Origin of the sequence: Bacillus sp. AFS041924, from assembly GCF_002577195.1 — a bacterium.
GTDB lineage: Bacteria > Bacillota > Bacilli > Bacillales > Bacillaceae_G > Gottfriedia.
In genome coordinates this window covers 1-14,030 of sequence record NZ_NULG01000025.1, presented here as the reverse complement: position 1 = coordinate 14,030, position 14,030 = coordinate 1, and the positions used below count along the sequence as shown (strand labels likewise).

Sequence of the window (14,030 nt, the reverse complement as noted above, 5' to 3'; positions counted from 1 at the left end):
GCAGTAAAAATATGAGATTAGTTGGAGATAATATCTATTTAAGACAGCTAGAAGTTTCTGATGCTGCGGAAGTATTGGAGTATGAGGTTAGAAATAGAGAGTTTTTTAAACCATTTACATATATAAAGGATGAAAGTTTTTATACTTTAGAGGCACAACAGAATCGTATTAAGTCAAATAAAGAAAAAAGTGTCAATGATATGTATTATGGATTTGGGATCTTTTTAAAAGAAACGAATGCTTTTATAGGTTTTACGATGCTTTCTGAGATTTTAAGAGGCGATTTACAAGGTTGCTTTATTGGCTATTCTTTAGATGAGCACCAAAATGGAAAAGGCTTTACGACGGAAGCTGTAAAGCTAGTCGTAGAATATGCCTTTAATGATTTGAAATTACATCGCATCGAAGCGGGAGTTATGCCGCATAACATTGGATCAATTAGAGTTTTGGAAAAGTCAGGCTTCCACAAAGAAGGGATTGCCAAGAAAAACGTACGAATTAATGGGAAATGGGAAGATCACCAAGTACTTGCAATTATTAATGAAAATGAATGATTTTAATAAAATTGGAGGTATTAAGATGGATATTATAAGTTACCCAGATTTATCGAGCAGACCTATTAGTTTAACAGTAGAGCGCGTGATGGAAACTTCATTAGAGGTATTGTATGATGCGTGGACTAATCGATTTGGAGATTGGTTTGCTGCACCAGGTTCAGTCATTATGAAGGCAGAGGTTAACTCTGTATTTTTCTTTGAGACACATTTTGAAGATAAACGTCATCCTCATTACGGACGCTTTTTAAAGCTTGAGCACAATCAACTTGTTGAGATTACTTGGTTTACTTCAGGTTCGAAAACGGAGACTGTTGTCACTGTTGAATTTTCTAAAAATGATACTGGAGCAGCTATCATTACATTAACACACGCAGGATTTCCAGACGAATTATCAAGAGATCAACACGAGCAAGCTTGGCCGATGGTCCTTGAACAACTTGATCGACGAATGAAGGAACTAGCGTAAGCATGAAAAAGGAATCATTTCTTTTAGAGCTACGAGTATTAAAGGAAATAGCTGAAATATTGAATGAGGGTACTGATTTAAATAGTACCCTCAATTGTGCATTAGCTAAATTAGTACAAGTAACGGGTCTTGATACTGGATGGATCTTTTTAATTGATAAAAATGGAGATTTTGAATTGGTCGCTTCGCATGAGTTACCACCGGCTCTTATGAATGAAGAAGTTAAGCCAATGTGTAATGGAGATTGTTGGTGTGTAAGTAAATATAATACTGGCAGGCTCAATAAGGCTTCCAACATAATGGAATGTAAGAGATTAGAAGAATCGATTATTCATAATTGGGGAGAAACAAATGGCGTCACGCATCATGCAACCGTACCACTTCAAGCTGGTGAAGAATCATTTGGTCTATTAAATGTAGCAGCCTCTAATAAATTGAAATTTAACCAAGAAGAATTAAATTTACTAGGTGCAGTTGCCTTACAAATTGGAACAGCAATTAAAAGAATTCAACTAACTGAAAAGGTAAAAGAATTTGAGTTAGTTCAAGAAAGAAATCGTCTGGCAAAAGATCTACATGACTCGGTCAGTCAATTATTGTTTTCGATCAATATAACTGCTAAAGCCGGAGCAAATTTGACTGATCGTCCGAAGTTAAAAGATACGTTTAACCACATTCAACAAATTGCCCAAGAAGCACAGGCAGAAATGAAAGCTTTAATTTGGCAGCTTAGACCACAGGGCATCGAAAAAGGCATAGTCAGTGCATTAATTAATTATGGTGAAATGCTAGGTTTAAAAGTAAATAGTCATGTAAAAGGTACAACAGTATTACCAGCTAAAATAGAAGAAACTTTATGGCGCGTAGGTCAGGAAGCGTTTAATAATTGTAGAAAACATTCAGGGCAGAATATGGTGGATTTACAGTTATCAATCAGTACAAAGAAAGTAAAAATGACGATTCAGGACCAAGGGGTAGGATTTATATGCCCAAAAGATGTACAAATTCCATCATTAGGTTTGAAGAGTATGAGGGAAAGAGTCGAATCGATCAAAGGGTCTTTTTTAGTTGAAAGTGATTTAAATAAAGGAACAAAAGTTACGACGAGTATTCCTTTTTGAGAAGGAGAATTTTATGTCTATAAAAATATTAATTGCTGATGATCATCATGTAGTTAGGAGAGGGCTTATTTTCTTCTTAAATACACAAGATGATATCGAGGTCATTGGAGAAGCATCGAACGGTGAAGAAGCATTAAGTTTAATGAAGGAATTAAACCCTGATATTGTCATCATGGATTTAGCGATGCCTGTTCTGGATGGTATTGAAGCAACTGCGAGAATTAAAAGTGAGGGATTACCTGTTAAAGTAATGATTTTAACAAGCTTTTATGATCAAGATCATATTTTACCTGCTATTGAAGCGGGGGCGTCGGGTTATTATTTAAAAGATAGCGATCCAGATGAACTTGTTACTGCTATACGAAAAATACATGATGGAGAAAAGCAATTCCACTCAAAAGTAACAACTCAACTAGTTTCTGCACTTACTGGTAAGAGCGAAATGAAACAAGAACAGTCATTTCAAGATAAATTGACGAAACGGGAATTGGATGTCTTGAAGGAAATTACAAGAGGAAAGAGTAATAAAGAAATAGCTGCGTCGCTTTTCATTACTGAAAAAACAGTAAAAACCCATGTTTCGAATATATTGGCTAAAACTCAGCTTCAAGATCGTACCCAATTAGCGCTTTATGCAATCCGAAACGGAATTTCCAAGTAGACGGACAGTTCTTTTATCAGACTTTAACATGCTTTTGTATTTAAATTTAATTTAGAAAGGAAGAGATTGATGCGAATTCTTGTATTAGGAGCTGGAGGAGTTGGCGGCTATTTTGGAGGACGTCTAGTAGAAAAAGGTGAGGATGTTACTTTTCTAGTACGAGCTAATCGAAAAAAACAGCTAGAGGAAAATGGCTTGGTCATTCATAGTGTTCATGGTGATTATTCATTTCAACCAAATTTAATTACTGCTGAGAGTTCTGCTGAGGTTTTTGACATCGTTCTTTTCTCGACTAAGTCATACCACTTAAATAATGCTATTAATGATGTAAAACCATTTGTAGGTGATCAAACTGTTATCATACCTCTTTTAAATGGGATTGCCCATCTAAACCCGTTAAAGCAGGCGTTTGGTGAAGAACAGGTAATAGGTGGGTTATGTTTTATTGAAACTACATTGAATGAAAACGGGGAAGTTGTTCAAACGAGTAAAGCAGCAAGACTTGTATTTGGTGAATTTCATAGTAAGGAAACCGAACGTATTAAAAGAATTGCTAATGCCTTTAATGGGTCAAAAGCTGACTTTGTCCATAGTAACCAGATTGAACGTGATATGTGGCATAAATATTTATTTATTACGGTGATGTCTGGCGTTACGTCTCTTATACGTGTCCCAATAGGTCCAATTAGAGAAAGTGATGGGGGCAGTGCTATTATCCGCGAATTATTTGAAGAATGCGCTAATATTATGAGAGCCTATGGTGCACCAATTTCGGAGAATATCGTTGATGAGCATATGAAATCAATCGATGCACTTGGGTATAAAATGAAGTCTTCTTTACAGAGGGATATGGAAAAGGGGTCATTAGTAGAAGGGGATCATTTGCAAGGTTATTTACTAGAACTTGCAGAGAAAAAAGCTATAACTGCTAAATTACTTAAATTAGTTTATCAAAATATAAAAGTTTATCAAAAAATGCAGCAAGATCATCGTAATGAAAAAAGTGAGCGTCTCTCAGTCTGAAATCTACAACTTTAGTTGTAGATTTTTTTTATTTTTATATACTCCTAAACGTGTAGAAAAGTTCTATCAAACGACTGAAGTTTGCACTTATTTAATTGACTATACTAAAAGTACAAATCAAAGGAGTGGAAAACATGAAAATTATTATGATTAATGGAAGTCCAAGAACAGAAGGTCGTACCGGTAAATTAACTTCAATCATCTCGAAAAAATACAATGTAAAAACAGTTGATTTAAGTGAACTAATATTACCGATTTATAACGGACAAGAAGAGCAAAATGAAATAGTGAACATCCAAAAACTTAGGTCACATTTGGAAAATGCTGATGCTATTATCGTTGCAACACCGGAATATCATGGTGGAATGAGTGGAGCATTAAAAAATGCCTTTGACTTTTTAGGGAGCAAGCATTTTAAAGATAAGCCAGTTGCACTATTAGCTGTGTCTGGTGGAGGAAAGGGTGGAATTAATGCGCTTAACAATATGAGAATTGTTTTAAGAGCATTGTATGCAAATGTTTTATCAAAGCAAGTTGTAATCGATCCTTCAGACTTTATTTCAGAAGGTACTGGGTTAGTAGAAAACACATCTTATTTAGTAGATGGCTTAATACAAGAATTGAAACTCTACACAGAAATATCAAAACAGCTAAACGAAGAATGGACAGCATCAAACTATTAAAGGAAAAAGGTGATTACAGTGAAAAACTGGGTTCAGTTTAGAATTGCAAGACCTACAAATCAACTAGCTGAAATAAGAAAGTTCTATGGAGAAGGGCTTGGATTAAAATGTGTAGGTAGTTTTCAAAATCACGATGGGTACGATGGAGTTATGTACGGCTTGCCCGACGTTGAATACCATTTAGAATTTACACAACATATTGATGGAAGCCCTTGTCCTGCTCCAACAAAAGATAATCTTTTAGTATTTTATATACCTAATAAAGCTGAAATTGATATAGTTAAAATACGATTAAATACTTTGGGGTATTTCGAGGTTGAGCCTGAAAACCCATATTGGCTTGGAAAAAGCATTACATTTGAAGATCCTGATGGCTGGAGAATAGAGTTAATGAATACTGAAGGGCTGAGGAATTCTTAGAATTACGATTGTTGTAAATAAGAAACACAATGAAAGGACCTTCTAAATGGAAGGCCCTTAATTTATTATATACATGAAATATACATAAATTGAAATTTACATTCTTACTAAACTAATGGTCGATCTATTAAAGTCGCGAATTCAAGATCATGTTCATGATCGTCATTAATTGTTGTCATTCCTTTTACGAAATGAACATGCTTTCCATTGCCTACAGGAATAGGGGGGCCAGTTTCAATAATTACCTCGTGATGATGATCTAGAAAATCTGTATTTACTACAATTCGGTGTACATGACTATGTCTACCTTTTGGAATGACTTCACTTGTAACTCCGGCGAAGCGATGGTTATGTCGATCGTCATTTTCTTCTGCTAATTTAGTGCTAGCTACAAATTCATGTACATGTGTTTGAGGCTTTTCTTCTGTCTGTTTTACTTCTGCCTCTTCGTTTGACACTTTTTCAGCTTCTTCTTTAGACTCTCTTTCTCTTATTCTTTTCCGATATTCAAACGGGTCTCTTTTCATTCAACGGCTCTCTCCCTCGATCAAGATTGTCTTCATTCTCCATCTTATTAGTACTAGTAAATAAATATGATTCTTTCCAGTGGAAAATAAGAAGGTGTTTTTACTGAGGTACATTGATTCTTCTTCGTTAAAAAAGTAAAATAAAATAAAACTTATGAAAAGAAGGTATTTTACATTGGATACTTACGATTTGAAAATTATCAATCGTTTAATGGATAATTCTAGAATAAAATGGGCGGATTTAGCTAGTGAGGTTGGGTTGTCAGCACCGGCTACTGCTGAACGTGTAAATCGGTTAAATGAACAAGGGGTCATTAAAGGGTTTGGTGTTTTAATTGATTCTGAAAAAGTTGGGAGCGAATTAACAGCGTTTGTAGCTGTTTCACTTGAGAGACCTGAAAACAGAGCACCATTTTTAGAGCTTGTTAATCAATTAGAGGAAGTACAGGAATGTCACCATATTGCTGGTGAAGATGATTATTTACTAAAAATAAGAAGTAGAAATACAAAGGATCTGGATCGAGTAATTAGTTATGAAATAAAAGGATTAAAAGGTGTAACGAGAACAAAAACAACAATTGTTATGGATACGACGAAAGAAACTTTTCGACTACCATTGCAAAAACATAAATTTTCTATGGAGTAGGAGGGCAATATGAATCTGGAGCTTTATTTTAAAGGTTTATTAATTGGATTATCAATAGCTGCACCTGTTGGTCCAATTGGAGTGCTGTGTATTCGTAGAACTTTAGCACACGGAAGAATGGTTGGTTTAGTTTCTGGACTTGGGGCTGCAACAGCAGATGGTATTTATGGTCTAATTGCAGGATTTGGATTAACTGTCATTATGAATTTTTTAATTGGTCAGCATTTTTGGATTCAGTTAATCGGTGGCTTTTTCCTATGTTATTTAGGTGTAAAAACACTTATATCTAAATCGAGCTATACTCAATCGGATACGCAGAAGAAAAACATTATTAATGCGTTTTTATCGGTTTTATTTTTAACGCTAACAAACCCAATGACAATTTTATCATTCATTGCCATTTTTGCAGGATTAGGTATTTCAAATTCAAATAGTAATATTGTATCTTCTGTCATTTTAGTATTTGGAGTTTTTTGTGGTTCAACCTTATGGTGGGTGATTTTAAGCAGTAGTGTGGGGCTGTTTAGACATCGAATTAATGATAAATCTTTAACGGTAATTAACCGTTTATCAGGTATTATTATTATTATTTTTGGTGGCGTAGCTTTATATGGATTAACGTGAGGGAGTTTTCGCTATAAGTGTTCCTAGATAAAAAATTTTTAGAGTAAACTGTTGTTAAAGTTTTAAAATAAATATTGTTGACAAATAATTATTGTTGTAACTATAATGGTTACATCGGAGGTTGAATTTTATGAAAATCAGTAGTCGTTTTACCGTTGCTGTTCATATTTTATCTTTGGTTACAATCGAGAATAGTGCACTTTGTACTTCAGAATGGATTGCAGAAAGTGTAAATACAAATCCGGTCGTAATTAGAAGAGTAATGGGAAAGCTTAAGAATGCTGGATTAATTCAAGTCCGCCGAGGTACAGGTGGAGCTACACTTCAAAAGTCTTTAAATGAAATTACTCTATTAGATGTTTACAGAGCTGTCGAAGTAGTAGAAGAAGGAGAACTTTTTCAATTCCACGAGAAACCGAATCCTAATTGTCCAGTCGGTGCAAATATTCAAGCAGTGCTAGAACTGATCTTAAATCGAGCACAAGAAGCAATGGAAAAAATACTAGATGAAGTTACTATGGAAGAATTGGTTACAGTATTAAGTAAAAAAATTGGATAATATCATTCAATTTTTTTTATTAAAGATGTAACCATCATTGTTACATCTGTATGTTATTTATATTTTTTTAACCTGGTTGTAACTAATTTGGTTACGACTAAGTGCAACAAACTTAAAAATTTTAGGAGGAAGAAAAGATGAAAATTGGAATTATTGGAGCAACTGGAAAAGCAGGAAGTCTTATTTTAACAGAAGCAGTTGAAAGAGGGCATGAGGTAACAGCAATTGTTAGAAATGCTGAAAAATTATTAAATAAAGAAGTATCAGTATTGGAAAAGGATTTATTTGATTTAAATTCAAATGACTTAAAGCAATTTGATGCTGTCGTAAATGCATTTAAAGCAGCTGATGGCCAGGAGCATCTGTATATTGAAGCTGGCAATGTCTTAATAAATACTTTAAAAGATGCTGAAAATACTAGATTAATCGTAGTTGGTGGAGCGGGAAGTCTTTATATTGATGAAGAAAAAACAACGCAATTAGTTGACACGCCTGAATTCCCAAAAGAATATTTTGCTACTGCATCGAATATGACAAAAGGTCTTCATGACTTACAAAAATCAACTAGTATCAAATGGACGTTTATTAGTCCAGCGGCATTTTTTGATCCAAATGGTAAACGAACTGGAGCTTATCAAAAAGGAAAAGATAATTTTATTGTAAACAAAAAAGGCAATAGCTACGTAAGTTATGCTGACTATGCTATTGCATTACTAGATGAAATTGAAAATGCTCAACATATAAATGAGCGATTTACTTTAGTTTCTGAAGCAGAATAAAATAGTAAAAGCGATTCTTACTTAAAGAGAATCGCTTTTTTTATAAAATTGCTCTGTTAATATTAATTGTNNTGAAATGGAAGGTGCGAAGAATAAAAAAACATGGATAAATGAACCAAATCGTGCCATGAGATGTAATAAAGTTTACGATCATAAAAAAAATCATCGTCACAATGTAGCCTGCAGTTGCAAAACCGATATAATTTTACATCGTTTATTCACCTCACTTTTTACGTTGCCAGTAGAAATACATTGAAAGTGGCCACCAAATTAATCCGAACATTGGATATACAAACCAAATTGTCTGTGGAGTATAGTAAAAGTTAATAAATAGGGTGAAAGCGATTAAAAGTCCACTACCCCAAATTGAATAAGTTAAATTTAACTTTGCAAGATTTGCTTTTTTGCTATCTAGTTTTTTTACGCCAAGTTCTTTTTTTAATTCCTCGATGTCTCCAAATTCTACGATTGCTTTGTTTATCGCATCTTCTTCTTCCTTGCCATTGTCCATTAAATACATTACTTTTTCTTCTAAGTTTTGAATGATCTCCTGCTTAACTATTTCTGCTTGTTCTGTCTTAGGGACATCCCTGAATAGATCTTCAATATGATTTCTAATTTTCTTCATCGTATTTCCTCCATGAATAAATTAAATATTTCTTTTATTTCCTGCCATTCTTTTACTAATTCACTTAAATATGCTTTACCTACTATTCGTGAGATTTACACCAAGCTCGTCCGCAATGAAAGTGAAGTTGATTCGCTTTTTCATCTTCTCAATTATTTTTCTTAGTCTTGCTCTACTATATGTCACGTTTTTTGTTTTTCATTCGTCTTAATTAGAGAAGAGAGGAAAGGAAGCGATAAAATATGAATTTAGATAAAATAGATACAAGTCAAAAATGGGATGTTGTTGTATTAGGCGGTGGCATTGCAGGGTTAACTGCATCAATCTATTTAGGTCAAACAGGAAAAAAAGTACTACTATTGGAAAAAGGATCTAAAATAGGTGGGAGAGGTAGTTCTAATACAATTGGAGATGCCAAGTTAAATCTAGGTGCACACGCATTATATACGAACTGTATTGAGATTTTAAATGAAGTAGGTGTCAATGTTTCAGGTAATCTTCCAAAACTGGGCGGTTCATTTATTCTCGGAGAACATTCTAATCAAATGAAAGTAATCGACGCATTTAATTTATTTTTAGGTAATCATTTAAAATGGAAAGAGAAAATGGAATTTATTCGTTTTTACCGACATATCCGTAAAATGGATGTAGATGAAATTAATTCAATAACTTTAGAAAACTATCTATATAAAAAAATAACAAGTGATCGTGTGAAGAATTTAGTATTGGCCTTTATTCGTCTAGCAACCTTTACAAGTAATTCTGAAATGATCAGTGCCGGAGTGGCGATTGGTCAGCTACGCAATGCAAAAGTAATGTATATAAACGAAGGTTGGCAGACTATTGTTAATGACTTAGTTAAAAGGGCCAAACAGCTTGGTGTTATGATTCAAAATAGTACGGTATTATCTAGAATCACTGGTTCATATCCAACTATAAATCTCGACGTAAAAAATGGATCCAGAATCACCACCAGCTGCTTATTATCAACAATTAATCCAATTGATTTAATTCAGCTAATAGATGTGCCAATCTCAGATTCGTTTTTTAAAAAATGCGATCAAATGATTCCAGTAAAGGCAGCATGTTTGGACCTTGTGATGAAGGGTGTACCAAATCCGAAACTCAACTTTGCTTTAGGTATTCAAAAACCATGGTATTTTTCAAATCATTCTGCAGTCGCTAAATTATCAAATAAAGAGGGGGAAAATGTAGTCCATCTAATGAAATATTTAAACTCAGCGGAAGAATCAGATCCATCAAAAGACGAGGAAGAGCTAGAAAGCTTACTTGATTTACTTCAACCGGGTTGGAGAGACTATGTAATTTCACGTCGCTATCTTCCAAAGCTTGTTGTTTCTAACGACATAAAAAAGCCATATAAAAAGGTAGAAAACAATTTAACTAATAATGAAATAGGCGTAGAGGGCATTTATGTTGCAGGAGATTGGGTAGGGGAAAAAGAACTGTTATTGAATGCTTCACTAACTAGCGCTAAAATTGCTACTAAACTAATTAATGAGAAGCTAACACTTCAATTAATTTAAAATAAGGGAGAAGAGTTTTAATGGAAGTAGATTATCTATATTCTCAATATAAACCACTTCTTTTTTCAATAGGATATAGTATGCTAGGCTCAATCGAGGATTCAGAGGATTTGGTGCAGGATACTTTTCTAGCAGTTCAAAAAATGAATCAATCCTCCGAAAAAGAAGAGCCGAATAATATAAAAGCATTTCTGTGTAAAATTATGACAAATCGTTGCTTAGATTTATTAAAATCATCAAAAAATAAACGGGAAGTCTATATAGGCCCATGGCTCCCCGAACCCATCATCCAAAATCTATCTGAAGATTTACATGATGATCCAATGGAGAAGATGATTTTAGATGAAACGATAACTTATGCATTTTTAGTTTTACTTGAACAGTTAAATCCTACTGAAAGAGCTGTATTTGTTTTACGCGAAGCCTTTGAATTTGACTTCCGTACAATAGCACAAATTTTAAATAAAACCGAATTAAATTGCCGTAAAATTTTCAGTAGACTTCAGCGCAAAATTCAAAAAAAGGATGTTGAAGAAAAACGAGATCTTAATCATGAACTAGTTATTGCTAAACGATTTATTGAAGCTGCTGAGACAGGTAATTTAGATATGCTAATTTCACTTTTAACAGAAGATATCGTACTAATTACTGACGCCGGTGGTAAAACGAAGGCAGCCCTGCGTCCGATCAATCTACAGAAAAATGTTATTGCATTCCTTATTGGAATTAGAAACAAACTAAAAGTGCCATCCGAAATGCAATGTGCTTTGATCAATAATCAAATTGGATTAATCGTTAAAAGCGAAGGCGAGGAGCCGACAATAATTTGTTTTGAATTAGAGGGAGACCGTTATCGAAGTATTTATATGGTTAGAAATCCAGATAAAATTAGATTTTTAGATTGAAAATGGAATAGATTTTGAATGTTAGCAGAGGGTGAACCTATTTTATGGGAACCCTTGTTTTTTTGGGGAGAGGAGGAAAAAATAAGGGGTTCATGGGTAAGGAAAAGAGCGGAGATTTGAGGATTTAGTAACTCATGAGGGGTCCATGAGTAAGGAAAAGAGCTGAAATAAGAGATTTAGTAACTCATGAGGGTTCATGAGTAAGGAAAAGAGCGAAAATAGTGGATTTGGTAACTCATGAGGGGTTCATGAGTAAGGAAAAGAGCTGAAATAAGAGAATTAGTAACTCATGAGGGGTTCATGAGTAAGGAAAAGAACGGAAATTTGAGGATTTAGTAACTCATGAGAGGTTTATGAGTAAGGAAAAGAGCGGAAATCTGAGATTAATTTACTCATGAGGGGGTATGAGTAAGGAAAAGATCAGAAATATGAAATTAACTAACCAATAATTGGTTCTTGGGTTAGTAATTAGCAACAAAAAGCAGTATAGTTTTAGTAGTCACTAAGTTCATAGTAAAAATTTTAGGAGTGTATATGGAAACGAAAGAGTACTTGATTACGCAGCTTAATGAAATTGAAAAATGGGAAAAAGATCAAAAAAGCGTATTTTTTTGGGAGAAAATCGGTAGAATTCCATTTATGCTTTTGGATAAAATTACACCGAAGTTTATTCACGATAAAATTGGAGTTATTTTAGATGAACTATCTAAATATGTTAATGCTGGTGGTCAGTATTTAGTTAGTGTTCCAGCAACCCTTTCTAGGATGAGTAAAGAGCTTTCTATTCAAGAATTAAATGAAATTGAACTGGTAAATCAACTTAGTCTTGAACAAATGGATCAAGTTTCGAATAGCTTTGTTGTTAGTCGTAAACAATTTGCAAAGGTCCAAGGAGCTACGACAGGGATCGGTGGGATGTTTACAATTGCGATCGATATCCCAATTTTATTAGGTCTTACATTAAAGACACTTCAAGAGATAGCAATTTCTTATGGTTATGATCCGAATGATAAAATGGAGAGAGTGTTTATTATTAAATGCTTACAGTTTACATCGGCTGATATAGTTGGGAAAAAGGCAATCTTAGAGGAGCTAACAAATATTGAAGGAAAAAAAGCATTTTCCCAAATTGAGGGGTGGAGGGAAGTTTTCTACACCTATCGAGACAATATGGGATGGAAGAAACTGTTCCAAATGGTTCCAATCGCTGGTTTAATATTTGGTGCATATGTAAATAAACAAGCAATTGAAGATGTAGGCGAAGTTGGAAGAATGCTCTATAAAAAGAGACGGATCATGGAAAGATTACATGAGTTAGAATAAGCAAAAAAAGATGAATTTAGTTTAAAGCTAAATTCATCTTTTTTAATAAATTCATAAATCAAACGTTTGTTTAATTTTTAAATTTATTTGGGAATTGCTTCATAATACCTGAAGAAAGTGCATCTGCTAGAACGATAATATGGTCAAGACCTTCGTCAAATGCTTTTACATTTCCGTCCCAATCCATTTTTAATCTAGTAACAACTTCATTTGTGACCATTTTTAAATGTACATGCAATAAATCCTTTAAAGCTTGGTTAGTCCAATTTGGATTTGCTTTGCTTAGGAATGCAACAATATCGTCTGCATTTTTAAACCATTCATCGTTTAATGTTTTTAAGGTTGCCATATCATTAGCTTTGGCAGCGTCAATTATTTTACCTGCAATTACGATATGGTCGGTTAATAATTTCGCGAGCTGATCCCCAGCGGCAGCACCATAATAAGGTTTAACTGCATTGCCAGTATCCTGCTGATTTCTTAAAAGTCGAGCAAGTACCTTGTCCTTATCTGGTAATCCAGCAACGGCACTTACAATATATTTACTAGTCCAAATTGTATGATCCATCCAAAGCTTTCTCATGTCACCTTGGAATTTACATGCGGATTTGCTTACACATTGTCCGTGAACCCGAGTATCAATTTCCTCTGCACCTGATTTAATTGGAGATAAAATTAGGGCAAAGCATAAGAAAAGAGTAGTCAATTTTAGTAAACGTTTCTTCATTTAGTTGTCCCCTTTGAGATTATTTCAAAATGTACAAATATTATTTTGGTTTTATTTACTTTTTAATATTCATAAAATTTTTTCACTGATCTTATTGTGAAAACATCAAAAACGATTACATTTTTTTATATAAAAAATAATGATTTTAATATAAAATAAAAATGGATAAAAATGGTAAAGAGCATTGTTTTTAAGAGTAATAATGGAAAGTGAAAGGGGGGCCACAATGTTAAATTACTTATATCCTAGTATTTTTATTATGACATTTTTCGTATTATTCTTTGGTTATAGGTTCCTAAGGAGTTATATTACTTTACAAAAATATTTATATTGGTTTATTTTTGGAATCTACATTACATGCCTCGTTGATATTACTTTGTTCCCATTTCCTTATCAAAAATATTTAATACAAATCATGATTGAGGACAACTTGGGTTATTTGAATAATTTTGTTCCCTTTAAGGGAATAGTAGAGTTCATAAGAAATGGCTCATTTACGATTGCTCTAAAACAACTTGGAGGAAATATTGTATTATTTATTCCTTTTGGATTAGCATTGCCGATTCTTTTCCCGAAGATTATGAAACACAAAATGATCCTAATTGGTTTTTCAGTGAGTTTAGTAATTGAATTAACACAAGGGATTGCTGGATTATACATTGGTTACAATTATAGGTCCTGCGATATTGATGATTTATTATTAAATACACTTGGAACGGTATTGGGAGTCTTAATCTATTGTTTTAGTACGAATACTTATATAAATTCAAACTTAGTTAAAGAGAAAAAAAGACAAGTTGCATAATAATGCTACTTGTCTTCATGCTGTTGAAA

18 protein-coding genes are annotated in these 14,030 nt (G+C 33.6%); 15 read left to right on the top strand and 3 right to left on the bottom strand.

Translation table 11 applies throughout. From position 1 onward, the window contains the following. The first annotated feature begins 11 nt into the window (after positions 1-11). The 7 genes from COC46_RS08870 to COC46_RS08840 all read left to right on the top strand — a co-directional run bounded on the left by COC46_RS08870 (position 12) and on the right by COC46_RS08840 (position 4,931). Positions 12-554, top strand: coding sequence for a GNAT family N-acetyltransferase (locus COC46_RS08870; protein ID WP_098809357.1), 543 nt, complete (start codon positions 12-14; stop codon positions 552-554). Positions 555-579: 25 nt separating this feature from the next. Next, entirely contained in the window at positions 580-1,023 is a 444-nt protein-coding gene (locus COC46_RS08865; RefSeq protein WP_098809522.1) for an SRPBCC family protein, read from the top strand. Positions 1,024-1,025: 2 nt separating this feature from the next. Then, a complete protein-coding gene (locus tag COC46_RS08860) occupies positions 1,026-2,144 on the top strand; it encodes a GAF domain-containing sensor histidine kinase (protein WP_098809356.1) in 1,119 nt (372 codons plus the stop codon). A 13-nt stretch (positions 2,145-2,157) separates the two neighbouring features. Beyond that, positions 2,158-2,805, top strand: coding sequence for a response regulator (locus COC46_RS08855; RefSeq protein WP_098809355.1), 648 nt, complete (start codon positions 2,158-2,160; stop codon positions 2,803-2,805). Between the two features lie 69 nt (positions 2,806-2,874). Beyond that, complete coding sequence (gene panE / locus COC46_RS08850; protein ID WP_098809354.1) at positions 2,875-3,828, top strand: 2-dehydropantoate 2-reductase; 954 nt, start codon at positions 2,875-2,877, stop codon at positions 3,826-3,828. 134 nt (positions 3,829-3,962) lie between these two features. Beyond that, positions 3,963-4,511, top strand: coding sequence for an NADPH-dependent FMN reductase (locus COC46_RS08845; RefSeq protein ID WP_098809353.1), 549 nt, complete (start codon positions 3,963-3,965; stop codon positions 4,509-4,511). An 18-nt stretch (positions 4,512-4,529) separates the two neighbouring features. Next, positions 4,530-4,931: a VOC family protein gene (locus COC46_RS08840; RefSeq protein WP_098809352.1), complete on the top strand. Its 402-nt coding sequence runs from the start codon at positions 4,530-4,532 to the stop codon at positions 4,929-4,931. A 107-nt stretch (positions 4,932-5,038) separates the two neighbouring features. Here the strand turns inward: COC46_RS08840 and COC46_RS08835 are convergent, their stop codons facing one another. Further along, a complete protein-coding gene (locus tag COC46_RS08835; RefSeq protein ID WP_098809351.1) occupies positions 5,039-5,458 on the bottom strand; it encodes a YmaF family protein in 420 nt (139 codons plus the stop codon). 175 nt (positions 5,459-5,633) lie between these two features. Between COC46_RS08835 and COC46_RS08830 the strand changes: the two genes are divergently transcribed. From COC46_RS08830 to COC46_RS08815, 4 genes are all read left to right on the top strand, one after another. Beyond that, the gene (locus COC46_RS08830; RefSeq protein WP_098809350.1) at positions 5,634-6,104 is read left to right on the top strand and encodes an Lrp/AsnC family transcriptional regulator; all 471 of its coding nucleotides are present in this window, start codon (positions 5,634-5,636) and stop codon (positions 6,102-6,104) included. A gap of 9 nt (positions 6,105-6,113) precedes the next feature. Then, on the top strand, positions 6,114-6,728 hold the full coding sequence (locus tag COC46_RS08825; protein WP_098809349.1) for a LysE family translocator: 615 nt from the start codon (positions 6,114-6,116) through the stop codon (positions 6,726-6,728). Positions 6,729-6,858: 130 nt separating this feature from the next. Further along, positions 6,859-7,287 carry an Rrf2 family transcriptional regulator gene (locus COC46_RS08820; RefSeq protein WP_098809348.1) on the top strand — a complete coding sequence of 143 codons (429 nt, stop codon included), beginning with the start codon at positions 6,859-6,861 and terminating at the stop codon, positions 7,285-7,287. A gap of 137 nt (positions 7,288-7,424) precedes the next feature. Beyond that, the gene (locus tag COC46_RS08815; protein ID WP_098809347.1) at positions 7,425-8,066 is read left to right on the top strand and encodes an NAD(P)-dependent oxidoreductase; all 642 of its coding nucleotides are present in this window, start codon (positions 7,425-7,427) and stop codon (positions 8,064-8,066) included. 223 nt (positions 8,067-8,289) lie between these two features. On the opposite strand, the gene COC46_RS08810 is transcribed toward COC46_RS08815, so the two are convergent. Next, complete coding sequence (locus tag COC46_RS08810) at positions 8,290-8,694, bottom strand: permease prefix domain 1-containing protein (RefSeq protein ID WP_098809346.1); 405 nt, start codon at positions 8,692-8,694, stop codon at positions 8,290-8,292. Positions 8,695-8,936: 242 nt separating this feature from the next. Between COC46_RS08810 and COC46_RS08805 the strand changes: the two genes are divergently transcribed. The 3 genes from COC46_RS08805 (at position 8,937) to COC46_RS08795 (ending at position 12,469) form a co-directional block, all read left to right on the top strand. Then, positions 8,937-10,241 carry an NAD(P)-binding protein gene (locus COC46_RS08805; RefSeq protein WP_098809345.1) on the top strand — a complete coding sequence of 435 codons (1,305 nt, stop codon included), beginning with the start codon at positions 8,937-8,939 and terminating at the stop codon, positions 10,239-10,241. 20 nt (positions 10,242-10,261) lie between these two features. Next, positions 10,262-11,146, top strand: coding sequence for an RNA polymerase sigma factor SigJ (gene sigJ, locus COC46_RS08800; protein WP_098809344.1), 885 nt, complete (start codon positions 10,262-10,264; stop codon positions 11,144-11,146). Positions 11,147-11,680: 534 nt separating this feature from the next. Further along, positions 11,681-12,469 (top strand): EcsC family protein, encoded by a 789-nt coding sequence (locus COC46_RS08795; RefSeq protein WP_098809343.1) that lies wholly within the window; start codon positions 11,681-11,683, stop codon positions 12,467-12,469. A 70-nt stretch (positions 12,470-12,539) separates the two neighbouring features. Here the strand turns inward: COC46_RS08795 and COC46_RS08790 are convergent, their stop codons facing one another. Further along, the gene (locus COC46_RS08790) at positions 12,540-13,196 is read right to left on the bottom strand and encodes a glycosyltransferase (protein ID WP_098809342.1); all 657 of its coding nucleotides are present in this window, start codon (positions 13,194-13,196) and stop codon (positions 12,540-12,542) included. Between the two features lie 226 nt (positions 13,197-13,422). On the opposite strand from COC46_RS08790, the gene COC46_RS08785 reads away from it, so the two are divergent. Beyond that, entirely contained in the window at positions 13,423-14,001 is a 579-nt protein-coding gene (locus tag COC46_RS08785; RefSeq protein WP_176545102.1) for a VanZ family protein, read from the top strand. Positions 14,002-14,030: the final 29 nt, after the last annotated feature.